Origin of the sequence: Streptomyces sp. NPDC006174, assembly GCF_040614075.1 — a bacterium.
In the GTDB taxonomy this organism is placed as follows: Bacteria; Actinomycetota; Actinomycetes; order Streptomycetales; family Streptomycetaceae; genus Streptomyces.
Genome location: NZ_JBEXTJ010000001.1, coordinates 580,117 through 604,877 on the forward strand (window position 1 = coordinate 580,117; position 24,761 = coordinate 604,877).

The window sequence follows — 24,761 nt, forward strand, 5'->3', positions numbered from 1 at the left end:
CCTCATCCTCCCTGCGACATGACGCGGCCCCGGGCGCGCGACCAGACGAACGCGGCCAGGGTGCCGAGCGCGCCGATCCAGGCGAGCTGGACACCGAGAGCGGCCACGATGCCGAGGCCCTCGACCTGGCCCAGGTAGACGGCCGCCGGGGTGTACGCGGTGGCCTGGAAGGGCAGCCATTCCGCGGCGGCTCTCACCGGTCCTGGCATGAACCACAGCGGGACCAGGGCCCCGGAGAAGAACTGTGCGACGAAGCGGTAGGCCATGAGGGCGCCGCTCACCTCCAGGGTCCAGAAGGAGACCATGCCGAGCAGCAGCCCGAGCAGCTGGTTCACGAGCAGCGCGCCGATCAGCGCCACCGGATAGGCGAACCCGGCGGCCGCCGATACGGGTGCCCGGCCCGCGCCGATCAGCAGCGCGAACGGCAGTGCCACCAGCAGGACCGGGACCGCGGCCGATGCCCACCCGAGCTGGCCGGCGAGCATCTGGCCGGGAAAACCGACGGGCCGCAGCAGGTCCACGGCGACCTTGCCCTCCCGTACCCGCTGGTCGATGGGTGAGGACCGCCACGGGCTCACGAGCTGGTACTGCAGCGTCGTCAGCGTCGCGTACGCCGTCATGGTGGTGAGGCCGAGTCCGTCCACCTCCGCACGACCGTCGTAGAGGGCCTTCCAGACCACCGTCAGCAGCCAGATCTGGAGGAGCATCATCGCGAAGGACGACAGATAGGCCGTGCGGTAGGTGAGGGCGGCGCGGAACTCCATCCGGGCGCAGGCGAGATGGGCCTGGAGCAGCGTCCCGAGTGACTGCTTCGCGGAGACGGAGACGGAGGCCGTCGGCGCGGTCATCCGCGGTCCGCGTAGATCCGGTGGATGACGCTCTCCAGCTCGGGTTCCACGATCGAGAGGTCGGTCACCCGGTGCCGAGCCAGCACCGAGGCCACCAGTTCGGCGGGCGGGGTGCGGACGGGATCGAAGCGCAGCCACACCTTGCCGTCCTCCCGGCGGACGACCTCCGCGCCCTCGACGCTTTCCAGCCGGTCGGTCTGCACCACGAGTTCGCGGTGCGGCGCGTAGCGGCTCTTCAGCTCGTCCACCGCGCCGTCGTAGGCGACCCTGCCGTGGTCGATGAGGATGATCCGGTCACAGAGTTCCTCGACGTCGTCGAGGTCGTGGGTGGTGAGGACGACCGTGGTGCCCGACGCGCGGTTCAGCTCCGCGACGAAGGTGCGTATCCGCTCCTTGGCGATGACGTCGAGCCCGACGGTCGGCTCGTCCAGGTAGAGGATGTCCGGGTCGTAGAGCATCGCGGCGGCGAGGTCGCCGCGCATCCGCTGGCCCAGGGAGAGCTGGCGGACCGGGGTGTCGAGGAACGGGCCGAGGCCGAGCACCTCGCTGAACTGCCGTTGCCTCTCGCGGAACCGGGCCTCCGGCACGTCGTAGAGGCGGCTGATCAGCCAGAGCGAGTCGCGCAGTGGCAGGTCCCACCAGAGCTGGCTGCGCTGGCCGAAGACCACGCCTATCCGGCGGGCGTTGCGGGACCTGTCCCGCCAGGGCGTGGCACCGGCGACCGTCACCGTGCCGGAGGTGGGTACGAGGATGCCGGTGAGCATCTTGATGGTGGTGGACTTTCCCGCACCGTTGGGGCCGAGATAGCCGACCATCTCGCCCTGCTCGACCGTGAAGTTCACGCCGTCGACGGCACGCTTGACGGTCTGCTCACGCGTCAGCAGCGTACGGAGGCCCGCGAAGCGGCCCTCCTGCCGTGTGGGTCGGCTGAACTCCTTGACGAGGTCTGCCACTTCGATGACGGGCATGTGCGCCTCTCTGGAGCGAGCCGGGCCCGGTCGGGCGTGATCGATCTGAGAGTGTGCACGCCGAAGCTTGGTCTGGTCCAACCATATTTTTCGGTCGGGCCGGTACGAGTCCCGGCGCGAAGGCGGCACCCGCGCACGTCGGTGCCGCGCCGCCGACGCGGGTGGCGGCCCTGGTCTCGTCCTGGACCGCATGCCGTGCCGCGCGGGTTTCGAGGCGCACCGGAGAGGCAACCGGCCGCCATGGACGCCGGAGAGCGTCGAAGAGACGTCCGTGACCCGAGTGAAGAGAAGACGGTGACCGGAGGGGCGGGGATGGCCGGGACCACCGGAGACGGACGCGCAGGTCGGATGTGGGCGGGTGCGGTGGGGGTGGTACTCGCCGTGGTCGCCATGGCCGCGCTGGTGGGCTTCCTGGCGGGAGCGGTCCTGGGTGGGGACGGCGTGGACGTCTCCTCGGGACTGCTGCTCGCCGCCTCCTTCGTCCTGCTGTCCGCAGTCGCCGCCGTGCTCTGGTGGCGGTGGGCGAATCGCCGGGCGGCGAAGCTGGGTATGTCCACCAGGCGGTACCTGAGGGTGGCCCGGCAGATCCAGCGCGGTGAGGTCCCGGACGACCCGGCGGAGCTGCCGGCCGCGATGGAGATCGCGGCGCGGGCACGGCGTACGTTGGACGCCCAGCAGCGCCGACTGATGTGGTGGCTGATGGGCGGCGTTGCGCTCCTGTGGCTCACGAGCGCCGTGATCCAGATCGCGAACCGCGACTACGTCAGGGCCTTCCAGTACCTCGGCCTGGCGGGGATCTTCCTCATCAACCCCCTGACGCTGCGCCGGCAGCGCCGCCGCCTCGACGCGGTCGAGCAGGTCCTGAGCCGCCGCACGTCCGCGTCGGCCGGCGGAGCCGAACAGGAGGGCCAAGTGTGTTCCTCTGACAAGTGAACTTGTTGTCGGAGGAGTTGAGGGGCACATGGACGTCTGGCCGGTCCGATCGGAACCGGGTCTCACAGCGGTCGTCGCCAGCGTCATGAGCGCCGTCGGCCTGGTGGGCGGCACGATTCTCGGCGCCTTAGGGGAGGGGACCGCAGCCACCTGATACGGGCGGAGGCCGACCGGCCCGGCGATACAGCGAGGCCCCACCGCGCTCAGCACGGTGGGGCCTTCTCCTGTACGGAGTCCGGAAGGGCTCGGCTGGGTCCGGATCGGGCCTAGAACTCGTCGTCGAACCCGACCGAGCCCTCCACCGCCACCTGGTACGCGGACGGGCGGCGCTCGAAGAAGTTCGTCAGCTCCTGGACGCCCTGCAGCTCCATGAAGGAGAACGGGTTCTCCGAGCCGTACACCGTCGGGAAGCCGAGGCGAGCCAGGCGCTGGTCGGCGACGCACTCCAGGTACTGGCGCATCGACTCGGTGTTCATGCCCGGCAGGCCCTCGCCGCACAGGTCGCGGCCGAACTGGAGCTCCGCCTCGACGGCCTCCTTCAGCATGTCGGTGACCTGCTGCTGGAGCGCGTCGTCGAAGAGCTCCGGCTCCTCCTTGCGGACGGTGTCCACGACCTCGAACGCGAAGTTCATGTGCATCGTCTCGTCACGGAACACCCAGTTGGTGCCCGTGGCGAGGCCGTGCAGCAGGCCGCGCGAGCGGAACCAGTACACGTACGCGAAGGCGCCGTAGAAGAACAGCCCCTCGATGCACGCCGCGAAGCAGATCAGGTTCAGCAGGAAACGGCGGCGGTCGGCCTTCGTCTCCAGCTGGTCGATCTTCTCGACCGAGTCCATCCACTTGAAGCAGAACTGGGCCTTCTCGCGGATCGACGGGATCTCCTCGACCGCGTCGAACGCCGCCGCCCGGTCGTCCGGGTCGGGCAGATAGGTGTCCAGCAGCGTCAGATAGAACTGGACGTGCACGGCCTCCTCGAAGAGCTGCCGCGACAGGTACAGCCGCGCCTCCGGGGAGTTGATGTGCTTGTACAGCGTCAGCACGAGGTTGTTGGAGACGATCGAGTCACCGGTCGCGAAGAACGCCACCAGCCGGCCGATCATGTGCTGCTCACCCGGCGACAGCTTGGCGAGGTCGGCGACGTCCGAGTGGAGGTCGACCTCCTCCACGGTCCAGGTGTTCTTGATCGCGTCCCGGTAGCGCTCGTAGAAGTCGGGGTAGCGCATGGGACGCAGGGTCAGTTCGAAGCCCGGGTCGAGCAGGTTCTTGTTGTCGGTGGAGCTCATTACTGGCAGGCCTCGCAGGACTCGGGGTTCTCAAGGGAGCAGGCGATGGCGTCCGCGTCGGGAGCCGAAGCCTGCTGTACGGGAATGGGGGCGGCGGCCGACGCCTGGCCGGACGCGGCACGGGCGATCCGGGTCGCCGGGCGCGAACGCAGGTAGTACGTCGTCTTCAGCCCCTGCTTCCAGGCGTACGCGTACATCGAGGAGAGCTTGCCGATCGTCGGCGTCTCCAGGAACAGGTTGAGCGACTGGCTCTGGTCGAGGAACGGCGTACGGGCCGCCGCCATGTCGATCAGGCCGCGCTGCGGGATCTCCCACGCCGTGCGGTACAGCGCCCGCACGTCCTCAGGGATCCAGGCGAAGCCCTGCACGGAGCCGCTGGCCTCGCGCAGCGCCTCACGGGTGCGGGCGTCCCACACGCCGAGCTTCTTCAGCTCGTCCACCAGGTAGGCGTTGACCTGGAGGAACTCACCGCTGAGCGTCTCGCGCTTGAACAGGTTGGAGACCTGCGGCTCGATGCACTCGTACACACCGGCGATCGAGGCGATCGTCGCGGTCGGCGCGATGGCGAGCAGCAGCGAGTTGCGCATACCGGTCTTCGCGACCCGGGCGCGCAGCGCGTCCCAGCGCTCCGGCCAGTTCAGCTCGGTGTCGTAGTGGTCGGGGTGCAGCACACCGCGCGCGGCGCGCGTCTCGGACCAGGCGGGCAGCGGGCCGGAGCGCTCGGCGAGGTCGCAGGACGCCTCGTACGCGGCCAGCATGATGCGCTCGGAGATCTTCGTGGAGAGCGCGCGGGCCTGCGGCGAGTCGAACGGCAGGCGCAGCTGGAAGAAGACGTCCTGGAGGCCCATGGCGCCCAGGCCGACCGGCCGCCAGCGGGAGTTGGAGTTCCCGGCCTGCTCGGTCGGGTAGAAGTTGATGTCGACGACGCGGTCGAGGAAGGTCACGGCCGTACGGACGGTGGAGTCCAGCCGCTCCCAGTCGATCGAGCCGTTCGCCACGAAGGCACCCAGGTTGACCGAGCCGAGGTTGCAGACGGCCGTCTCGCCGTCGTTGGTGACCTCCAGGATCTCCGTGCACAGGTTCGAGGAGTGCACGACCCGGCCCGGCTCGGCGGTCTGGTTCGCGGTCCGGTTGGAGGCGTCCTTGAACGTCATCCAGCCCTGGCCGGTCTGCGCGAGGGTCCGCATCATCCGGCCGTACAGCTCACGCGCCGGCATGGTCTTGCGGGCCAGGCCCTTGGCCTCGGCCGCGCGGTAGGCCGCGTCGAACTCGTCGCCCCACAGGTCGACCAGCTCGGGCACCTCGGCGGGCGAGAAGAGCGACCACTCGGTGTCCGCGTCGACGCGACGCATGAACTCGTCCGGGATCCAGTGCGCCAGGTTGAGGTTGTGCGTACGCCGCTGGTCCTCACCGGTGTTGTCGCGGAGCTCCAGGAACTCCTCGATGTCCGCGTGCCAGGTCTCCAGGTAGACCGCCGCCGCGCCCTTGCGCCGGCCACCCTGGTTCACCGCCGCCACGGAGGCGTCCAGCGTCTTGAGGAACGGCACGATGCCGTTGGAGTGCCCGTTGGTGCCGCGGATCAGCGAACCACGCGCGCGGATACGGGAGTAGGAGAGGCCGATGCCGCCGGCGTGCTTCGAGAGGCGCGCCACCTGGTGGTAGCGGTCGTAGATCGAGTCCAGCTCGTCCTTGGGCGAGTCCAGCAGGTAGCAGGAGGACATCTGCGGGTGCCGGGTGCCGGAGTTGAAGAGCGTGGGGGAGGAGGGGAGGTAGTCCAGCTTGCTCATCAGCCGGTAGAGCGCGGCGACCTCGTCCAGCGCCCGCACCGACGCGTCCTCGGCGAGGCCCGCGGCCACGCGCAGCATGAAGTGCTGCGGGGTCTCGATGACCTGACGGGTGAGCGGGTGGCGCAGCAGGTAGCGGCTGTGCAGCGTACGGAGACCGAAGTAGCCGAAGCGGTCGTCGGCACCGTCGGCCAGGGCCTGCTCGACGAGTTTGTCCAGCGCGGCCGCGTGGAGCGCCACGAACTCGGCGGTGCGGTCCGCGATCAGGCCCTCGCGGTGGCCGACGGCGACCGAGGAGGAGAAGGACGTGGCGCCCTGGCTCGCGGCCTCGTCGGCGATCGTACGGGTCAGCAGCCGGGCGGCGAGTCTGGAGTACGCCGGGTCCTCGGAGATCAGGCCCGCGGCGGCCTCGGTGGCCAGCGAGCGCAGCTCGGCCTCGTCGGAGCGGGCGTTGCGCCCGCGCAGCGCGGAGGCGGCGACCCGTCCGGGGTCGGTGTCGGGCAGATCGACGGTGAGGTCGGTGAGGGTCCGCAGCAGGGCGGTTCCGGGTCCGTCGTTCGTGCCGTGGCCGGACGTGGTGGAGGCGGCGGATTCGGTGGCTGAAACCGGATCGGCGGGCGCGATGGTCACTGGGCTTTCCCTCGCTCGGCTGGGGGCCGGCGGCGAGCGGGGAAACCGGGCAGCACGATGCCCTCAGGGCAGCACTGCTCACGGCGTCCACCGGCCCATCCGCGAGGCCCGGACGTCTGGCGTCCGGTTCGATCGAGCCGGACGCGCTGTCGACAGGTCTTCGGACTTCGGGTGTGCAAAGCACACTGATCACACCGTTGCGGGACAGTTCCGGATTCGCACCGGATTCCCCTGCGGCGACAGCGAGGTCGAGCATACATGTGGGGGCCGCTAGATGCTGCGGCCCCCACATGTTGTGTCGCGTCGGTTTGCTACGCCCCTCATGAGGCTGCCTCCGGCTCCAGCCGGAAGGCCATGAGGCGCAGGCCCGGCACCGGCTCCCCGTCCCGCTCAGGGGTCCGCGGAAGGCCGCGCCGACGGTAGATCCTATGGGCTGGGAGCATGGCGGGCCGCGTCGACAGCACCAGTCCGCGGACGCCTTCGGCGGACCGGGCCCGCTCGACGCACGCCCGTACGAGAGCCTCTCCCGCGCCCCGTCCGCGCCCCGCGCGGGCCACGGCCGGCATCCGGAACTCAGCCTCGTCCGACCGGAGATATCGCGCCACGGAGTGCCGGGAGCGGCGTACGTCACACCACCGAGCACCACGCCGTCCGCGTCGATCGCCACGAGCACCTCGGCCTCGGCCGCCCAAGGCTGAGACCCACGGCAATTGAATGGCGGCGTCGGCGGGTTCCGCCACTCCGATCGGCAGGTCCATCAGCCACTCGCTCCCACATCGTTGTTCGGGGCGCCGTCGCCCACCGGCGGCAGGTCGCCGCGCTCGACCGGCTGCTGTCCGGAGCCGTCCCCGGCGGGCGGCAGCACCCGGTCCAGCTCGTGGTCGTCGGCGCGGTGGGCGGCCCGCGCCGCCGACCGCAGCGTCGCCCGGTCCACCTGCTCGCGCGTCCCGCTCACCGTGATCACGAGGTCGCCCTGTTCCTGGGCGTACGCGTGGCCCGACTCCGTGGCGCGGTACCACTGTTCGCCGTCCCGCTCGCACGTCACCAGGGTCTCCTCGCCGCCGACGGGCGCGGAGCCGTCCGTACAGTCGGCCACGGCGTGCGGGCGGCGCTCCACCGACAGCTGGAGCATCCCGCCGTCCGGCGCGGTGTAGGAGCTGCCGAACCCGTCGTCACCGAGCACTCCGACCGACTGGCGCGCCAAGGCGTAGCCCGCGGCCTCGGTCACCCACACATGTTCCGCGACGAGCTGCGCGGCGCTCGCCCGCGCCTCCAGCTCCGCCCGGTCCGGCGCCGGTTCGGCCGAGGAGCTGCGGTCCGCCGGCGACTTCGAACCAGGCGCCGGCACGGTGCCGCAGCCCGTCACCGCCGCCAGGGCCAGGGCCAGTGGCACGGTCAGGAGGAGGGGCCGGAGCCGGGGCGACCGGGAGCGCGATGTCATGGGCACATCCTTTCGTACGGTCAGGGCTCCGCGCACCGGGATTCGAGCGCCGGCCGGGCTCGTCCACGGACGCCAGAAGGGGCCGCCGCGCCCCTGTGAGGGGTGCGGCGGCCCCGATCGGCCGACGGGTGGTCAGCAGCAGCGGAAGCCCTCGCGAGGGTCCGCCTCGCGGGCGTCGGTGCGGCTGCGTTCGAAGGCGCGGCGGGTCATCACCGGCGTGTCCGGATCGTGCGAGCGGGCGTGCGCCACATAGCGGTCGTACGTCGCCTCGCCGGTCACCTCACGGACGTACCAGCGGATCCGCCCGGCCACCCGCCGGACGTCCGCGAGGGTCATGTCCGGCTCCCCGTCGCCGCGGCCTCCTCCTTGCGCAGGCCGCCCTCGGGACCGACACCGGCGGCGGCCAGTTCGGCCTTCTCCTCCTTGGTGGCGATGAGCGAGGCCGGCGCGACGAACTTGGACTGGACGAACGGCGTCTCGTGGAGCTTGACGCTCTCCGGGTCGCGGATGGCCTTGTAGCAGACCCGGCCGGCGTCCACGAGCACCACGATGATGAGGAGCGCGAAGAGCGCGCAGAGCACTCCGTCGACGGTGGAGTTGGTGACGACGGTCCGCATGTCGTCCATGGACCTGGCCGGGGCCAGCACCTCGCCCGCGTCGATGCCCGCCTGGTACTTGTCGCGCTGCGCGAAGAAGCCGACCTTCACGTCCGGCGAGAAGATCTTCTGCCAGCTCGCGGTGAGGGTGACCGCCACGTCCCAGGCGAGCGGTACGGCGGTGACCCAGGCCCACTTCAGGCGGCCGGACTTGACCAGCAGCGTGGTGCAGACGGCCAGCGCGACGGCGGCCAGCAGCTGGTTGGCGATGCCGAAGAGCGGGAAGAGCTGGTTGATGCCGCCCAGCGGGTCGTGCACGCCGACCCAGAGGAAGTAGCCCCAGCCGCCGACCACGACGGCGCTGGCGAACCAGACACCGGGCTTCCAGCTGACCTCGCGGAACGGCTTGTAGGCGTTGCCCAGCATGTCCTGGAGCATGAAGCGCCCGACGCGGGTGCCGGCGTCGACGGTGGTGAGGATGAAGAGGGCCTCGAACATGATGGCGAAGTGGTACCAGAACGCCTTCATCGCCGTTCCGCCGATCACCGCGGAGAAGATCTCCGCCATGCCGAGCGCGAACGTGGGCGCGCCACCGGTCCGGGAGAGCAGGCTCGCCTCCTCGACGTCCTTGGCGGCCTGTGCCAGGGCGTCCGGCGTGATGGTGAAGCCGAAGTTGGCGACGGCCTGGGAGGCGGACTGGACGCTGTCGCCGATCACGCCGACGGGCGCGTTGATGGCGAAGTAGAGACCCGGGTCGATGATGCAGGCCGCGATCATCGCCATGATCGCGACGAACGACTCGACCAGCATCGCGCCGTAGCCGATCACGCGGATCTGCGTCTCCTTCTGGACCATCTTCGGCGTGGTGCCGGAGGAGACCAGGGAGTGGAAGCCGGAGAGCGCGCCGCAGGCGATGGTGATGAAGACGAACGGGAACATCGAGCCGGCGAAGACCGGGCCCGAGCCGCTGGAGGCGAATTCGGTGACGGCCGGCATCTTCAGCGTCGGCAGCGCCACGACCACGCCGAGCGCCAGCAGCGCGATCGTGCCGACCTTCATGAAGGTGGAGAGGTAGTCGCGCGGCGCCAGCAGCAGCCAGACCGGGAGCACGGAGGCGAGGAATCCGTACACGATCATCCAGATGACCAGCGTGCCCGGCTCCAGCGTGAAGAAGTCCGCCCACGACGACTCGGCGACCCAGCCGCCCGCGACGATCGCGAGGAGCAGCAGCGCGACGCCGATGAGGGAGACCTCACTGACCTTGCCCGGTCGCAGGATGCGCAGATAGACGCCCATGAAGAGGGCGATCGGGATCGTCATGCCGATGGAGAAGACACCCCACGGCGAGTGCGCGAGCGCGTTCACGATGACCAGCGCGAGGACCGCGAGCAGGATGATCATGATGATGAAGACGGCGATCAGTGCGGCGATCCCGCCGACCGGCCCGATCTCGTCGCGCGCCATCTGGCCGAGCGAACGGCCGTTGCGGCGGGTGGAGAAGAAGAGTGTCACCATGTCCTGGACGGCACCGGCGAAGATGACGCCGACGACGAGCCAGATCGTGCCCGGCAGGTAACCCATCTGCGCGGCGAGCACCGGACCGACCAGCGGGCCCGCGCCCGCGATGGCGGCGAAGTGGTGGCCGAACAGGACGCGGCGGTCGGTGGGGTGGAAGTCGACACCGTTGTCCAGCCGTTCGGCCGGCGTCGCGCGGTTCTTGTCCGCCTTCAGCACCCGGTTGGCGATGAACCGGGAGTAGAAGCGGTACGCGATGGCGTACGAGCCCAGCGCCGCCGCCAGCATCCAGGCGGCGGAGACCTCCTCACCGCGCGAGAGCGCGAGGGTGGCCCAGCCGATCGCGCCGACCAGGGCCACCAGGCTCCAGACGACGATGGACTTCGGCGTCAGCGCCCGTCGTCCCGGTGCTTGTGGAACCGGTGGTGCTGGTGTGGGCGATTCCGGCATATCGATCCGTCCCCTCGCGTGATCTCTGTCGTAACGTGCGCGAAATCTAAGGTGGGACGGCCGTGCTCCGGAACCCCTGTCCGCATACCGGTCGTGTATCACCGATGTCTCCACCGAAGTTCCGCAGTAGGGACACGGACGGCGGCCCGGTTCGGTTCACCCGATCCGGTTCCATCGCGGATGACCGAAAACAAGCGGTGGCCCGGGGAAGGAAACCCCGGGCCACCGCCTGTCCGTACGCCGTGCTCGCCTCAGTCGGTCGGCCGCTTCAGGCGGGCCACGAACTTGTACCGGTCGCCCCGGTACACGGATCGCACCCACTCCACGGGTTCGCCCTGGCCATCGATCGAATGGCGGGAGAGCATCAGCATCGGCAGCCCCACGTCCGTCCCCAGCAGACCCGCCTCGCGCGGCGTGGCCAGCGAGGTCTCGATGGTCTCCTCGGCCTCGGCCAGGCGGACGTCGTACACCTCGGCGAGCGCGGTGTAGAGCGAGGTGTACTTCACCAGCGAACGGCGCAGCGCCGGGAAGCGTTTGGCCGAAAGATGGGTGGTCTCGATCGCCATCGGCTCACCGCTGGCGAGCCGCAGCCGCTCGATGCGCAGTACGCGTCCACCCGTCGAGATGTCCAGCAGACCGGCGAGCGTGTCGTCCGCCGTGACATAGCCGATGTCGAGCAGCTGGGACGTCGGCTCGAGGCCCTGGGCGCGCATGTCCTCGGTGTACGAGGTCAGCTGGAGCGCCTGCGAGACCTTCGGCTTGGCGACGAACGTCCCCTTGCCCTGGATGCGTTCGAGCCGGCCCTCGACGACCAGCTCCTGCAAGGCCTGGCGCACGGTGGTGCGCGAGGTGTCGAACTCGGCCGCCAGGGTGCGTTCGGGCGGCACCGGGGTGCCGGGCGGCAAGGTATCGGTCATGTCGAGGAGATGGCGCTTGAGCCGGTAGTACTTCGGTACGCGCGCGGTGCGCGTACCGTTGCCGGTCTCGCTCCCCGAACTGCCCCCGTCGGCACCCATGGCCCGCCTCTCCGACGCTTGCGTTGCTGCCGTCACCGGCTCCTCCGTCTGTCGCGGCTCACATGGTGGCACGGTCCGGTCACGGGTCGTCGCCCTCCCTTAGGTGTCGGTCCTATAACGGACGCGAGTGCACTTCTTATACACCCTTGACACCCCTAAAGGTCTAGGCCAAGCTCCCGGTACTGGTCTAAACCATTAAAGACCAGGTCCAGCCCCAGCAGAACTCGTCGAATGTCTTCGCGGTGGGTGGGGTTGCAGCATCCCTGAGGAGGGTTTGACGTGAAGCGCAAGCTCATCGCGGCTATCGGTGTCGCGGGCATGTTGGTTTCGGTCGCGGCGTGTGGTTCCGACGACAAGGCATCGTCGCAGGACCCGAAGGACCGCAAGGAAACCTTGACCGTCTGGCTCATGGGCGAGGCCCAGTCGACCTGGCCCGAGCTGGTCTCGGACGTCAACGCCGAGTTCAAGAAGAAGTACCCCGGTGTCACGGTCAAGGTTCAGTACCAGCAGTGGGCCGACAAGGTCAAGAAGCTTGACACCTCCCTCGGTGGCGACAAATTCCCGGACGTTGTCGAACTCGGCAACACCGAGACCATGCAGTACATCCTCAATGGTGCGCTCGGGGAAATCGACCCCAAGAAGTACGAGAACTCGGACACCTGGATCAAGGGTCTGAAGGACACCTGCACCTTCGAAGGCAAGACGTACTGCGTTCCTTACTACGCCAGTGCCCGTCTGGCCGTCTACAACAAGGACATGCTGAAGGCCGGCACCGGCAGCGACGAGCTCCCGCAGACCGAGGACGAGTTCCTCGCGGCGATGGACAAGGTCTCCGCCTCCCTCGGCAAGAAGGACAAGCGCGCCTCCTCGCTCTACTTCCCGGGCCGCTACTGGTACGCCGCGATGTCCTACGTCGCCGCCTACGGTGGCCAGATAGCCACGTACGACGAGGGCGCCAAGGAGTGGAAGGGCTCGCTCTCCTCCCCGGAGTCGCAGAAGGGCCTGGAGCACTTCGTCAACCTGGTCAAGAAGTACAACAAGGCCGACCAGACGAAGGACGAGCAGGACCACGCCAACGTCATGGCCAACGAGAAGGCCGCCGTGATCTACGGCCAGGCCTGGGAGGCCGGCAGCGTCACGGGTGGCGAGAACGGCAACCCGAAGCTCGAGGGCAAGATCGCCACGGCCGGTATCCCCGGTCCCGAGGGCAAGGCCCTCCCGTCCTTCATCGGCGGCTCGGACCTCGCGACGATCTCCAAGTCCAAGGTCCAGGACCTCGGCCAGGAGTGGATCGCCCTCTTCACCAACGCCAAGGGCGGTGACGTCCTCGCGTCGAAGAACGTCCTCCCGAACAACGAGAAGCAGCTCGAGCCGCTGAAGACGAAGCCGGAGACGGCCGCCATCGCCAACGCGGTGCCGGACGCCTGGTTCACGCCGATCGCGCCGGGCTGGGCCTCCGTCGAGAAGGAGGAGATCCTGGAGAACGTCCTCCTGGAGATCCTCAAGGGCGCCTCCGTCGCCGACGCCTCCAAGAAGGCCGACGACAAGATCAACGCCCTGATCAACAAGAAGTCCTGACCTTCCGGTCGCCAGGCGGGGGCCCGGCATCGCTGCCGGGCCCCCGCCCTCTTCTCGCAAGTGAACGCCGTGAATTCCGGGGCCCGCCTCGGACCCGCGATGGAAGGTCAGCCACGTGTCTGCCGCTGATACCAAGGCCGTCGGGCCGCCGGTCCCACTACCGCCCGACCCGCAGCCGACCGGGAAGTCGTCCTCCGCCGACGACGCGCCCCGAGTTCAGAAGAGGAAGCGGAAGAAGGGTGAACTCCTCCCCTACTTCCTGATTCTCCCGGCGATCGTGGCGATCGCCGCCGTCTACCTCTACCCGCTCGGCAAGACGGTCATCATGTCCTTCCAGGACATGGGCCGACGCGAACTGTGGTCCGGAGAGCCCGCCCCCTGGGTGGGCCTCGAACAGTTCACCAACATCCTCGGCGACTCCGAGTTCTGGTGGGTCACCTTCCGCACGATCGTCTTCATGGCCATCTGCGTGACGCTGACCATGGGCATCGGGCTGCTGGTCGCCCTGCTCATGCGCAAGCTCTCCACCTGGGTCCGGCTCGTCCTGACGGTGGCGCTGATCGCCGCCTGGTCGATGCCGCTGATGGTCGCCGCCTCGATCTTCCGGTTCATGGCCGACTCCGACTACGGCCTGATCAACACACTGATCGCCAAGGTCGTCGGCGAGGACTGGCTCGGCCACAACTGGTACCTCGACCCGATCCAGGGCTTCGGCATCATCACCCTGCTGGTCGTCTGGGGCGCCATCCCGTTCGTGGTCGTCACCCTGTACGCCGCCCTCACCCAGGTCCCGCAGGAGCTGGAGGAGGCGGCCGCGCTCGACGGCGCCAGCGCCTACGGCGTCTACAAGTTCGTCACCTGGCCGGTCATCAAGCCGGTCTTCACCATGGTCGCCACCCTCTCGGTGATCTGGGACTTCAACGTCTTCGGCCAGATCTGGCTGCTGCGCGGCAACAAGCCCGAGCCGGAGTACGAGACCCTCGGCCTCTACTCCTACTCCAAGGCGTTCGAGTCCACCTCCTTCAGCCAGGGCAGCGCGATCGCCCTGATCACGGTGCTGCTGCTGTCCGGCGTGGCCGTGTACTACCTGCGCCAGCTCATGAAGACGGGAGAGGTCGAATGAGCAGCACGACCGAGACACAGGCGCTGCGACCCGACCGGAAGAAGAGCCGGCTCCACCTGGACATCATCGGCCTCGGTATCGCCGTCGTCATGATCTTCCCGGTCTACTGGCTGGTCATCAGCTCCCTGCGGCCCAACCGCGAGATCCGCAGCTACAACCAGACGCTGTGGCCCACGTCGATCACCTTCGACAACTTCGTGCGCGCCATCGACCAGCCGAACTTCACCACCGCCATCCAGTCCAGCCTGATCGTCGCCGTCACCGCGGTGGTCGGCGGCATGGTCATCGCGACCCTGGCGGCCCTGGCGATCGGCCGGTTCCGCTTCTTCGGCCGCAAGCCGCTGCTCCTGATCATGATCCTGGTGCAGATGCTGCCGCCGACGGCGATGCTCATCCCGATCTACGCCCAGCTCAACGCGATGGGCGGGATCGACGAGTACTGGGGCCTGATCGTCGTCTACCTCGTCGCCACGCTGCCCTTCGCCACCATCATGATCCGCGGCTTCGTCGTGAACATCCCGGTGGAGCTGGAGGAGTCCGCGATGGTCGACGGCCTCACCCGCTTCGGCGCCTTCCGCAAGGTGGTCTTCCCGCTGCTCGCGCCCGGACTCGCCGCCGCGTCGATCTTTGCCCTGGTGAACGCGTGGAACGAGTACCTCTTCGCGTACATCCTGATCAACGACAACTCCAAGTACACGCTCAACGTGTGGCTGATGACCTTCACCACCGAGCGCGGAACGGACTACGGCGCACTCATGGCGGCGTCCACCATGATCGCCCTGCCCGTCGTCATCTTCTTCATGATCATTCAGAAGAAGATGGCCGCTGGGCTCACCTCCGGCGCTGTGAAGGGATAGTGCGGGCCCATGACCACCCTCGTTTCCACCACGGACACCCTGACGCGTGACGCGCTCGCGGTGCTCCAGCCCGGATTCACCGGAACCACCGCACCGGACTGGCTGCTGCGCCGCGTAGGTGAAGGGCTCACCTCCGTCGGGCTGTTCGGCCGCAACATCGAATCGCCCGAGCAGCTCGCCGCCCTCACCGCGCGGCTGCGCTCCGAGCGGGACGATGTCCTCGTCGCCATCGACGAGGAGGGCGGGGACGTGACCCGCCTGGAGGTCAGGGACGGCTCCTCGTTCCCGGGCAACTTCGCTCTCGGCTCCGTCGACGACGTGGACCTGACCCGGGCCGTCGCCTACGAGCTGGGCCGTCGCCTCGCCGTGTGCGGCGTCAACCTCAACTGGGCGCCGTCCGCCGACGTCAACTCCAACCCGGACAACCCGGTCATCGGCGTACGCTCCTTCGGCGCCGACACCGCTCTGGTGGCCCGGCACACCTCCGCGTACGTGGAAGGGCTCCAGGCCGCCGGCGTCGCCGCCTGCACCAAGCACTTCCCCGGCCACGGCGACACCGCGGTCGACTCGCACCTGGCGACGCCGCGCATCGATGTGGATCTCGACACCTTGCACGCCCGTGAGCTGCTGCCTTTCCGGGCGGCGATCGCGGCGGGTTCCAAATCGGTGATGAGCGCGCATATCCTGCTTCCCGCACTCGACCCGGACCGCCCGGCCACTCTGAGTCCGCGGATCCTCACCGGTCTGCTCCGTCAGGAACTGGGCTACGACGGCCTGATCGTCACCGACGGCGTGGAGATGGAAGCCATCTCCAGGACCTACGGCATCGAGCGCGGATCGGTCCTCGCGATCGCCGCGGGCGCCGACGCGATCTGCGTCGGCGGCGGGCTGGCCGACGAGGAGACGGTGCTGGCCCTGCGCGACGCCCTCGTGGCGGCGGTACGGAGCGGGGAACTGCCCGAGGAGCGGCTCGCGGACGCGGCCGCCCGTGTACGAGCCCTCGCGTCCTGGACGCAGGGGGCCCGGGGGGACGTCCCGGAGCCGGGCGCGGAAGTGCAGGAGGGGACCGCGCCCGGCACCGGAGTCAGCTCCGACATCGGCCTGGTGGCCGCCCGCCGCGCGGTGAAGGTCACGGGTACCGGCGACCGGCTGACCGAGCCGGCGTACGTGGCGGAGTTCTCCGCCGTGGCCAACATCGCCGTCGGCGACGAGACCCCGTGGGGCATAGCCGCCGGCCTCACCCGCCTCCTCCCCGGCACCGAGGCAGGCCGCTACACCAGCGAGAGCACCGCACCGGCGGCCGAGGCGGTCGCGGCGGCGGGGGAGCGGCGCATCGTCGCGGTCGTCCGCGACGAACACCGCCACGCCTGGATGCGCGAGGCCCTGGACGCCCTGCTGGAGGCCCGTCCGGACACGATCGTGGTCGAGATGGGCGTCCCGGCGTCCACGCCGAGAGGCTCACTGCACATCGCCACGCACGGCGCATCAAGGGTCTGCGGCCAGGCGGCGGCGGAAGCGGTGACTGGGGCATAGCCCAAGCCCGGCCACGATCAAGCCCGTCCGGCGATGACCAAGCGTGTCGGGCGGACACACATCAAGCCCGTCCGGCGATTGAGGACAAAGCCTCTCGCCGGACGGGCGGCACAACGGGAAGGGCCAGGACGCCTCACGGTGTCCTGGCCCTTCCCGCACGTACAGCCGTACGCCCTACAGCCCCTGCCAAGCCGGCTTGGCCGCATACGTGGCCCGAAAGTAGTCCGCCAACTTCAGCTTCGACGCCGCGGCCTCGTCCACCACCACCGTCGCATGCGGATGCAGCTGAAGCGCCGACGCCGGCACGATCGCGGCGACCGGCCCTTCCACCGTCTGGGCCACGGCCTCCGCCTTGCCTTCACCGGTGGCCAGCAGGATCGGATGCCGGGCATCCAGGATCGTCCCGATGCCCTGGGTGATCACATGGTGCGGCACCTGCTCGATGTCGTCGTCGAAGAAGCGCGCGTTGTCCACCCGGGTCTGCTCGGTCAGCGTCTTGATCCGGGTCCGCGAGGCGAGCGAGGAGCACGGCTCGTTGAAGCCGATGTGCCCGTCGGTGCCGATGCCGAGCAGCTGGAGGTCGACCCCGCCGGCCTCCGCCAGCGCCCGGTCGTACGCCTCACAGGCCGCCTGGACGTCCTCGGCCGAGCCGTCCGGGCCCATGAAGGACGCCTCGGAGAGCCCGAGCGGCTCCACGACCTCACGGAGCACCACGGAGCGGTACGACTCCGGGTGGCCGGCGGGCAGCCCGACGTACTCGTCCAGCTGGCAGATACGGGCACGCGAGGCGTCGACGGAGCCGGCGGCGACCTTGGCCGCCAGCGCACGGTAGATGGGCAGCGGGGTAGAGCCGGTGGCAACGCCGAGCAGGGCGTCGGGCTTGCGGCTGAGCAGGGAGGCGATGGCCTCCGCGATCAGTTCGCCGCCTGCCGTGGCGTCCGGGACGATGACAACTTCCACGCTGTGCCTGCCGATCTGATGAGTGGAACCCGTGTGGTATAGACCAATCAAAGTCCCAATCTAGCAGAATCGGGCAGCTGTGCGGTGAACGGCTCGTGGTTCGGTCCGTCCGCCCGGCCCCACTGGCGGACCCCGGCTTCGCCTGGTCGACTTGTCCGGTACGACACCGCATCGGGAGGCACCCCACATGTCAGCCACCTCTCCGCCCGCCCCGGACGACCAGCGCGATGTGCCCGGCCGCATCATGTCCGGCGAGATGGCCGAGCAGCCCGCGATGCTGCGGCGCATCCTCGACCAGGGCGCGCCGCGCATCCGCGAGGTGGCCGCCGAGATCGCCGCCAGGAAGCCGCGCTTCGTCCTGCTCACCGCGCGCGGCACCTCCGACAACGCGGCGCTCTACGCGAAGTACCTGCTGGAGATCCGCCTCGGCCTGCCCTGCGGCCTCGCCTCCATGTCCACCACGACGGCGTACGGGGCCAAGCCCGACCTGCGGGACGTCCTGGTGATCACCGTCAGCCAGTCGGGCGGCTCACCGGACCTGGTCGCCTCCACGAAGGCCGCCCGAGACGCCGGCGCGGTCACCCTCGCCGTCACGAACAATCCGGACTCCGCGCTCGCCGCCGTATCCGAGTACCACATCGACATCCTGGCGGGCCCGGAGAAGGCGCTCCCGGCCACCAAGACGTACACCGCCTCCCTGCTCTCCCTCTACCTCTTCGTGGCGGGCCTGGCCGGCGGCGACGGTACGGAGGAGGCGTCGGCCCTGCCCGACCTGGCGGGCGCGATCCTGGGCCGCCGGGCCGAGGTCAAGGCACTCGCCTCCCGCTACCGCTTCGCCGAACGCATGGTGATCACCTCGCGCGGCTACGGCTATCCGACAGCCAAGGAAGCGGCCCTGAAGCTCATGGAGACCAGCTACATCCCGGCTCTCTCCTACTCCGGCGCCGACCTCCTCCACGGCCCGCTGGCGATGGTCGACAACATCTCTCCGGTGATCGCCGTGGTCACCGACGGCCGGGGCGGCGAGGCGCTCCAGCCGGTGCTGGACCGGCTGCGCGGACGCGGCGCGGACCTCTTCGTGGTCGGACCAAAGGTTCAGGTGGAGGCGGCGTCGGCGGGCTTCTCGCTGCCGACCTCGGGCGTCCCGGAGGAGCTGCAGCCGATCCTGGAGATCCTGCCGCTGCAAATGCTCGCGTACGAGGTCACCATCGCCCGAGGCCAGGACCCGGACTCACCACGCGCGCTGGCGAAGGTCACGGAAACCCGCTGAGACGGCCCCGAAAACACCCGCGGGCCGCGGCGCCAGGACGGGACCCTCAGCCCATCCGGCACCGCAGCCCGGAGCTGCGGGCCTGCCTTTCGGAACAGGCCGGGCTCTCGGGCCCCGGCACGCACATCTGCGGCGTTGTCGTCGGTCGCCGACGCTTCGCGTCGACTCCCTCCTCCGCCTTGCAGCTGTACGCACCGGACCCCGCTCGCTGATCCGGCCTGTTCCAAAAGGCAGGCCCTGCCCGGCCGACGGTGTGCGGTGCCGTCGGCCACATGAGGCACCGGCGCGGTCAGGGCAGAGAGCGCCGGGTGCCTCGGTCCACTCTCCTGTGCGGGGAGAGCGGAGGTCTTGGTGAACTCATTGTGGACTAGACCAATTGCCTGTGTCCATCCATGCGCACGACATTCTCCGGCCGTGGACCGCGCCCTGTCCATCGACATCCTGTGCGCCGACGGCCCTCTCACCTGTGGCACGGCCCGCCAGGCCGATCGGTTCGAACACGTCCGTTAACCCCGGGTACGCTCCACAGGTGCCCTCCATGAACGATCTCGTCCGCCAGCACACCGCTCTGAGCGACACCGACCTCGAGTGGCTGCATCTGCTGGTCTCGGAGTGGCAGCTGCTCTCCGACCTCTCCTTCGCCGACCTCGTGCTGTGGGTGCCGACCCGCGACGGCACCCGGTACGTCTCCGTCGCCCAGATGCGGCCCAACACCGGACCCACCTCCTACCAGGACGACATGGTCGGCCACCTGGTGCCGCGCGGCCGCCGGCCGCTGCTGGACGCGGCCCTGGACGAGGGCCGGATCGTGCGCGAGGGCGACCCGGAGTGGCGCGAGGAGGTTCCCGTACGGGTCGAGTCCATCCCCGTACGCCGTGAAGGCCGGGTCCTCGGCGTGATCGCCCGGAACACCAACCTGCTCACCGTGCGCACCCCGTCCCGGCTGGAGCTGACCTACCTCCAGTCCGCCTCCGACCTGGCCCAGATGATCGCCGCCGGAGCCTTCCCGTTTCCCGGCCAGCAGGTCGACATGGACGCCTCGCCGCGCGTCGGCGACGGCCTGATCCGGCTGGACGCTGACGGAGTCGTCCAGTACGCCAGCCCCAACGGCCTCTCCGCCTACCACCGCCTCGGCCTCGCCTCCGACCTGGTCGGCCACCACCTCGGCACCACCACCGCCGAACTGGCGCCGTCCCGTGGGCCGGTGGACGAAGCGCTGGTCAAGGTGGCCAGCGGCTACGCGCCGCGCGAGTTCGAGGTGGAGGGCGAGGGCGGGGTGATCCAGCTGCGGGCCATCCCGCTCAAGCCGAAGGGCGTCCGCATCGGCTCGCTGGTCCTCCTCCGGGACGTCACCGAACTCCGCCGCCGCGAACGTGAGTTGATCACCAAGGACGCGACCATCCGGGAGATCCACCACCGGGTGAAGAACAACCTCCAGACGGTGGCCGCCCTGTTGCGCCTCCAGTCCCGCCGGATGGATTCCGAACAGGGACGCGAGGCGCTCAACGAGGCGGTCCGGCGCGTCGGTTCGATCGCGATCGTCCACGAGACGCTCTCGCAGAACCTGGACGAGCGCGTCGAGTTCGACGAGATCGCCGACCGGGTCATCGCGATGGTCTCGGAGATCTCTCCGGGCAAGGTGACCTGCCGGCGCGTCGGACGCTTCGGCATCCTGGACGCCGAGGTCGCCACTCCGCTCTCCATGGTGCTCACCGAAGTCCTGCAGAACGCTCTGGAACACGCGTTCGCGGTGGCGGACCAGGGCACGGTGGAGGTCTCGGCCGTACGCGGCGGCTCGCCGACCGAGGGCCGGCTGCTGATCACCGTGACGGACGACGGACGCGGTCTGCCCGAGGGATTCGACCCGCAGCGGGCTGGCAATCTGGGCCTCCAGATCGTACGGACGCTGGTGGAAGGCGAGTTGGGCGGCACGTTCGGCATGGTCCCGGCGCCGGAGCGCGGCACCCAGGTGGTGCTGGACCTGCCGGTGCGCGGTGACAAGTAGGAGCACGTACAAGCAGACAGAGCGGGCCCGGACCGTGGTGACGGTCCGGGCCCGCTCCGTGATGCTCACGATGCGATGCGCTTCGGGGTACTGCGCGCTGCGACTCGAAGGCGGGGCTGTGCGCACGCTCTGTACGCGCCGCCTGGCTGAGGCGTGTTCGTGGGGGGCGTCGGTCAGGCGCTGGCGTTACGCGCCCGGTTGCGAGCGGCACGGCGCTTCATCGCGCGGCGCTCGTCCTCGCTGAGGCCACCCCAGACGCCGGAGTCCTGGCCGGACTCGAGCGCCCACTGCAGGCACTGCTCCATGACGGGGCAGCGACGGCAGACGGCCTTGGCTTCCTCGATCTGCAGCAGCGCAGGACCGGTGTTGCCGATGGGGAAGAACAGCTCGGGGTCTTCCTCACGACAAACGGCGTTGTGACGCCAGTCCATGGCTGCTACCTCTCCTTGGTATTACACGCTTGTTGCTTGTGAATGTGAACGCTTTCACGAATCCCCCCACAGATGACGGGCCGACTCCCAGAAACACTGGGTGTGGTCTGTGATGGTGAGGAGGGGTTCTGGCTCTCAGTGGAGGCCGGTGTTGCGGGCCGTCCCGATCGCCATGTAGAGATTCGCAAACCTCGGCGGCGGATACAACCCCTTCTGGAAAGTTTTTTTTGATTCCTCGGTGTCGACTAGGTCACAGCCGCACTTCTAAGGGGTGGGGGCCAGGCCAAACGTTCGAGTTAAAGGACTTTGGGCCCTTCCACTCACACAATCACACGCAGTGCACGGCGTACGCCTGTGAACGTCACGCTCGTACGCAGTCCTAGGTGGTCGCCGTCCATCTGGAAGGGCAGCGGGACCTTTGAATGCAAGGTGAAGTCCGTGAGGTCATGCAGTGAAACGGCGTGCTTCCCGCGCGGTCCTCTGTCAGGGCTCGAAGTGAGCAGCTGGGTGCCGTACAGGGCCACCGCCGAGGTCGACAGACGCTTCAGTCCGAGGACGTCCAGAGCGGTGTCGAAAGAGGCCTTCGGAGAGGCGTACACCGGACGATTCCCCAGGTAGGTCCAGGGAGCGGTGTTGCAGATTATGGAGAGCGCGAGGTCGGTGACGGGCTCCTGGCCGGGCACGTCGAGCGTGATCGTCCCGTGTCTGCGGTGGGCCTCGTTCAGGAACTGCCGGACCACCTGGCGTACGTACAGCGCGTGCGTCGACCGCTTGCCGTGCTCGCGTTTCTGTTCGACCCGGCCGACCACTCCGGCGTCGAAACCGAGACCCGCACAGAAAGTGAACCAGCGTTCGGGTACGGCCTCGTCCTCGGTGCCCGGAGTGCCGGCGGCCAGACCCAGACCAACCGTGCGTTCGGTCCGGTGCTCCAGAGCGTCCAGGATCGCGCCGGTCGCCTCCACCGCGTCGTTGGGCAGTCCCAGGGCGCGCGCGAAGACATTGGTGGAGCCGCCGGGAACCACGGCGAGCTTCGGCAGGCCCTCCGGATCCGGGCCCCGGTGCAGCAGCCCGTTCACGACCTCGTTCACCGTGCCGTCGCCGCCGAGGGCGACCACCAGGTCGATATCGTCGCTGTCGGCCGCCCGCCGCCCAAGATCCCGTGCGTGACCCCGGTACTCCGTGGTCACCGCCTCCAGCTTCATCTCGCTGGCCAGAGCGTGGATGAGGACGTCACGGGTGCGGGCACTGGTGGTGGTGGCTGCCGGGTTGACCACGAGAAGTGCGCGCATGCCCGTCAGAGTACCTACCGGGTGGTTCGGTACCGAAGTCACGGTTCGCTCAGCTCCGAGCCGGTCACGCTCCGTGATCCTCTGTCGTTCACGCTCCGCGACGGCATCCCTCGTACGTGATGTGCGCCGCGCCCGCGCACCCCGGCTTCACTTCCGGGGCCCGGAGATGCCAACCTGAAGGGCGTGAGCACTGAAGCGACCCCCTCCACCCCCTCGCCCGCCGCGACGGAGCGTCCGCGAAGGATCACCGCCCTCGCCGGGATCAACGCCCTCGAAGGCGCCGCACTCGCGGTCAGCGGGCTCTACCTGCTGGTCATGGGGGTGCTCGGGCGTCCTGAGAGCCCGCAGCAGGCGGAGACGGTCGGCATCACGCTGATCGCACTGGGCGCCATCCCGCTCATCGCCGCCCGCGGCCTGCTGCTGCTGCGGAGCTGGAGCCGGGGCCCGGCGCTGATCACGCAGATCATGGCGCTGCCGGTGGCCTGGACGCTGCTGCGCTCCCAAGGCGCGCTGATCCCGACCGGGATCGTCCTGGCGGCGGTCGCCGTGACCGGCCTGCTGCTCGTCCTCAACCCGGCGACCACGCGGATCCTGGGCCTGCGCGGGGGCGCCGGAGCGAATCCGGAAGCCTGAGCGACCCCGGAGGCCTGAGCCCCGGGACCCGTGGCGCCCTGCGGAGGGCCGTCCTACTCCTCGACGAGCAGGCGCTCGCGCAGCTGGGCCAGGGTGCGCGCCAGTAGCCGGGAGACGTGCATCTGCGAGATGCCGACCTCCTGCGCGATCTGCGACTGGGTCATGTTGCCGAAGAAGCGCAGCAGCAGGATCCGCTTCTCGCGCGGCGGCAGATCCTCCAGGAGCGGCTTCAGCGACTCCCGGTACTCCACGCCCTCCAGCGCCTCGTCCTCGGAGCCCAGCGTGTCCGCGACCGCCGGCGACTCGTCGTCCGTGTCCGGCACGTCCAGCGAGAGCGTGCTGTACGCGTTGGCCGACTCCAGGCCCTCCAGCACCTCCTCCTCGGAGATGCCGAGCCGCTCGGCCAGCTCGTGCACGGTCGGCGAGCGGCCGTGCTGCTGGGAGAGTTCGGCGGTGGCCGTGGTCAGCGAGAGCCGCAGCTCCTGAAGCCGGCGCGGCACCCGCACCGCCCAGCCCTTGTCCCGGAAGTGGCGCTTGATCTCGCCGACGACCGTGGGCGTCGCGTACGTCGAGAACTCCACGCCCCGGTCCGGGTCGAACCGGTCCACCGACTTGATCAGCCCGATCGTGGCGACCTGCGTCAGGTCGTCCAGCGGCTCTCCGCGGTTGCGGAACCGCCGGGCCAGGTGCTCGACCAGCGGCAGATGCATCCGCACCAGCCGGTTGCGCAGCTCCGCCTTCTCCGCCGAGCCGTCGGGAAGCTCCCGCAACTCGATGAACAGGGCCCGGGCCCCGCTGCGGTCGTGTGGATCGTGGTGCCCGTGCTCGCTCATCTGGCCCGCCCGCTCCTGCGACTGCTCCACCGCGACGTTGAGGCTCTCAGGCCCGTCCGCTCCGTCCACCGGATGCGGCCGGGCCTGTTGCTCCGGGATGCCTGCCGGCCGCACCACCCCGGATCGGATCGTCTCGTCCCGCACAGGACCGTCCCCGTTCCCGTCGCTCACGCCGGCCCGGGGCCCGCGCCGCGCTGTTTGTAGAGGCTGATGCTGACCGTACGGTCGTCGGCGACCGTCGAGTCGACCTTGCCGGCCAGTGCGGAGAGCACCGTCCAGGCGAAGGTGTCACGCTCGGGTGCGCGGCCGTCCGTCGTCGGGGCCGACACCGTCACCTCGAGAGAGTCGTCGATGAGCCGGAACACGCAGCTGAGGACGGAGCCGGGCACGGCCTGCTGAAGCAGGATCGCGCAGGCCTCGTCGACCGCGATACGAAGATCCTCGATCTCGTCGAGAGTGAAGTCCAAACGCGCTGCGAGACCGGCCGTGGCCGTTCGCAGCACCGACAGGTAGGCACCCGCAGCGGGCAGCCGGACCTCTACGAAGTCCTGATTCCCGGGCTCGCCTGCGATCTGGGACACCCTCACCTCCAAGGTGGCACAAACTCTTTCGAGGTTCCGGGAAGGGTGGCCCGGAGCCATAAGGTCGGTCGACGGTTCTCAGCTCGGCGACGCTATCGGATCCATGATGCAGTGTCGCCCGCACCCCATCCCCCGGCCGTCACTCATGGTAAACCCATGAGTACACACAGTGGCTAGGGGCCTGCGGCGCCCAATTACGAAGAA

Annotated in this window: 21 protein-coding genes, 1 pseudogene and 1 riboswitch; of the genes and pseudogenes, 8 read left to right on the forward strand and 14 right to left on the reverse strand. The window is 69.3% G+C overall.

The genetic code is table 11. The features are described 5' to 3' along the window. Nucleotides 1-2 precede the first annotated feature (2 nt). A complete protein-coding gene (locus ABZ267_RS02665; RefSeq protein WP_356746783.1) occupies nt 3-848 on the reverse strand; it encodes an ABC-2 family transporter protein in 846 nt (281 codons plus the stop codon). Beyond that, a complete protein-coding gene (locus tag ABZ267_RS02670) occupies nt 845-1,816 on the reverse strand; it encodes an ATP-binding cassette domain-containing protein (protein ID WP_356746782.1) in 972 nt (323 codons plus the stop codon). Before ABZ267_RS02670 ends, ABZ267_RS02665 begins: the two co-directional genes overlap by 4 nt. Nucleotides 1,817-2,179: 363 nt before the next feature. Between ABZ267_RS02670 and ABZ267_RS02675 the strand changes: the two genes are divergently transcribed. Next, a complete protein-coding gene (locus ABZ267_RS02675) occupies nt 2,180-2,749 on the forward strand; it encodes a hypothetical protein (protein ID WP_356746781.1) in 570 nt (189 codons plus the stop codon). Between the two features lie 266 nt (nt 2,750-3,015). Here the strand turns inward: ABZ267_RS02675 and ABZ267_RS02680 are convergent, their stop codons facing one another. From ABZ267_RS02680 to ABZ267_RS02710, 7 genes and pseudogenes are all read right to left on the reverse strand, one after another. After that, nucleotides 3,016-4,032: a ribonucleotide-diphosphate reductase subunit beta gene (locus tag ABZ267_RS02680; protein WP_356746780.1), complete on the reverse strand. Its 1,017-nt coding sequence runs from the start codon at nt 4,030-4,032 to the stop codon at nt 3,016-3,018. Further along, on the reverse strand, nt 4,032-6,446 hold the full coding sequence (locus ABZ267_RS02685) for a ribonucleoside-diphosphate reductase subunit alpha (RefSeq protein WP_356746779.1): 2,415 nt from the start codon (nt 6,444-6,446) through the stop codon (nt 4,032-4,034). The genes ABZ267_RS02680 and ABZ267_RS02685 overlap by 1 nt, the downstream gene beginning before the upstream one ends. Before the next feature lie 133 nt (nt 6,447-6,579). Then, a riboswitch (cobalamin riboswitch) is annotated at nt 6,580-6,714 on the reverse strand. A 52-nt stretch (nt 6,715-6,766) separates the two neighbouring features. Next, nucleotides 6,767-7,134, reverse strand: a pseudogene (locus ABZ267_RS02690) (GNAT family N-acetyltransferase); the annotation flags it as partial. Nucleotides 7,135-7,203: 69 nt separating this feature from the next. After that, the gene (locus tag ABZ267_RS02695; protein ID WP_356746778.1) at nt 7,204-7,887 is read right to left on the reverse strand and encodes a hypothetical protein; all 684 of its coding nucleotides are present in this window, start codon (nt 7,885-7,887) and stop codon (nt 7,204-7,206) included. A gap of 132 nt (nt 7,888-8,019) precedes the next feature. Further along, on the reverse strand, nt 8,020-8,223 hold the full coding sequence (locus ABZ267_RS02700) for a YbdD/YjiX family protein (protein WP_356364124.1): 204 nt from the start codon (nt 8,221-8,223) through the stop codon (nt 8,020-8,022). After that, on the reverse strand, nt 8,220-10,448 hold the full coding sequence (locus ABZ267_RS02705) for a carbon starvation CstA family protein (protein WP_356746777.1): 2,229 nt from the start codon (nt 10,446-10,448) through the stop codon (nt 8,220-8,222). Before ABZ267_RS02705 ends, ABZ267_RS02700 begins: the two co-directional genes overlap by 4 nt. A gap of 251 nt (nt 10,449-10,699) precedes the next feature. After that, on the reverse strand, nt 10,700-11,464 hold the full coding sequence (locus ABZ267_RS02710) for a GntR family transcriptional regulator (RefSeq protein WP_018489091.1): 765 nt from the start codon (nt 11,462-11,464) through the stop codon (nt 10,700-10,702). Nucleotides 11,465-11,743: 279 nt separating this feature from the next. Between ABZ267_RS02710 and ABZ267_RS02715 the strand changes: the two genes are divergently transcribed. From ABZ267_RS02715 to ABZ267_RS02730, 4 genes are all read left to right on the forward strand, one after another. Continuing rightward, nucleotides 11,744-13,042, forward strand: coding sequence for a sugar ABC transporter substrate-binding protein (locus ABZ267_RS02715; RefSeq protein WP_356746776.1), 1,299 nt, complete (start codon nt 11,744-11,746; stop codon nt 13,040-13,042). A 115-nt stretch (nt 13,043-13,157) separates the two neighbouring features. After that, nucleotides 13,158-14,165: a sugar ABC transporter permease gene (locus ABZ267_RS02720; protein WP_356746775.1), complete on the forward strand. Its 1,008-nt coding sequence runs from the start codon at nt 13,158-13,160 to the stop codon at nt 14,163-14,165. Continuing rightward, complete coding sequence (locus tag ABZ267_RS02725; protein ID WP_356746774.1) at nt 14,162-15,022, forward strand: carbohydrate ABC transporter permease; 861 nt, start codon at nt 14,162-14,164, stop codon at nt 15,020-15,022. The genes ABZ267_RS02720 and ABZ267_RS02725 overlap by 4 nt, the downstream gene beginning before the upstream one ends. A 9-nt stretch (nt 15,023-15,031) precedes the next feature. Continuing rightward, nucleotides 15,032-16,555: a glycoside hydrolase family 3 protein gene (locus tag ABZ267_RS02730; protein WP_356746773.1), complete on the forward strand. Its 1,524-nt coding sequence runs from the start codon at nt 15,032-15,034 to the stop codon at nt 16,553-16,555. 174 nt (nt 16,556-16,729) lie between these two features. Here the strand turns inward: ABZ267_RS02730 and nagB are convergent, their stop codons facing one another. Continuing rightward, a complete protein-coding gene (gene nagB / locus ABZ267_RS02735) occupies nt 16,730-17,515 on the reverse strand; it encodes a glucosamine-6-phosphate deaminase (protein ID WP_356746772.1) in 786 nt (261 codons plus the stop codon). Nucleotides 17,516-17,702: 187 nt separating this feature from the next. Between nagB and ABZ267_RS02740 the strand changes: the two genes are divergently transcribed. Next, nucleotides 17,703-18,785, forward strand: a complete 1,083-nt coding sequence (locus ABZ267_RS02740) for an SIS domain-containing protein (RefSeq protein WP_356746771.1) — start codon at nt 17,703-17,705, stop codon at nt 18,783-18,785. A 538-nt stretch (nt 18,786-19,323) separates the two neighbouring features. Beyond that, the gene (locus ABZ267_RS02745) at nt 19,324-20,790 is read left to right on the forward strand and encodes a PAS domain-containing sensor histidine kinase (RefSeq protein ID WP_356746770.1); all 1,467 of its coding nucleotides are present in this window, start codon (nt 19,324-19,326) and stop codon (nt 20,788-20,790) included. 173 nt (nt 20,791-20,963) lie between these two features. Here ABZ267_RS02745 and ABZ267_RS02750 read toward each other — a convergent pair whose 3' ends face one another. Both ABZ267_RS02750 and ABZ267_RS02755 read right to left on the reverse strand, forming a co-directional pair. Beyond that, a complete protein-coding gene (locus ABZ267_RS02750) occupies nt 20,964-21,221 on the reverse strand; it encodes a WhiB family transcriptional regulator (protein WP_003953983.1) in 258 nt (85 codons plus the stop codon). 320 nt (nt 21,222-21,541) lie between these two features. Continuing rightward, the gene (locus tag ABZ267_RS02755; protein WP_356363885.1) at nt 21,542-22,510 is read right to left on the reverse strand and encodes a diacylglycerol kinase family protein; all 969 of its coding nucleotides are present in this window, start codon (nt 22,508-22,510) and stop codon (nt 21,542-21,544) included. Between the two features lie 183 nt (nt 22,511-22,693). On the opposite strand from ABZ267_RS02755, the gene ABZ267_RS02760 reads away from it, so the two are divergent. Then, nucleotides 22,694-23,143, forward strand: coding sequence for a hypothetical protein (locus ABZ267_RS02760; protein WP_356746769.1), 450 nt, complete (start codon nt 22,694-22,696; stop codon nt 23,141-23,143). A 53-nt stretch (nt 23,144-23,196) separates the two neighbouring features. On the opposite strand, the gene ABZ267_RS02765 is transcribed toward ABZ267_RS02760, so the two are convergent. Beyond that, a complete protein-coding gene (locus ABZ267_RS02765) occupies nt 23,197-24,120 on the reverse strand; it encodes an RNA polymerase sigma factor SigF (RefSeq protein ID WP_356746768.1) in 924 nt (307 codons plus the stop codon). Nucleotides 24,121-24,143: 23 nt separating this feature from the next. After that, a complete protein-coding gene (locus ABZ267_RS02770; RefSeq protein ID WP_014048265.1) occupies nt 24,144-24,557 on the reverse strand; it encodes an anti-sigma regulatory factor in 414 nt (137 codons plus the stop codon). Nucleotides 24,558-24,761 lie beyond the last annotated feature (204 nt).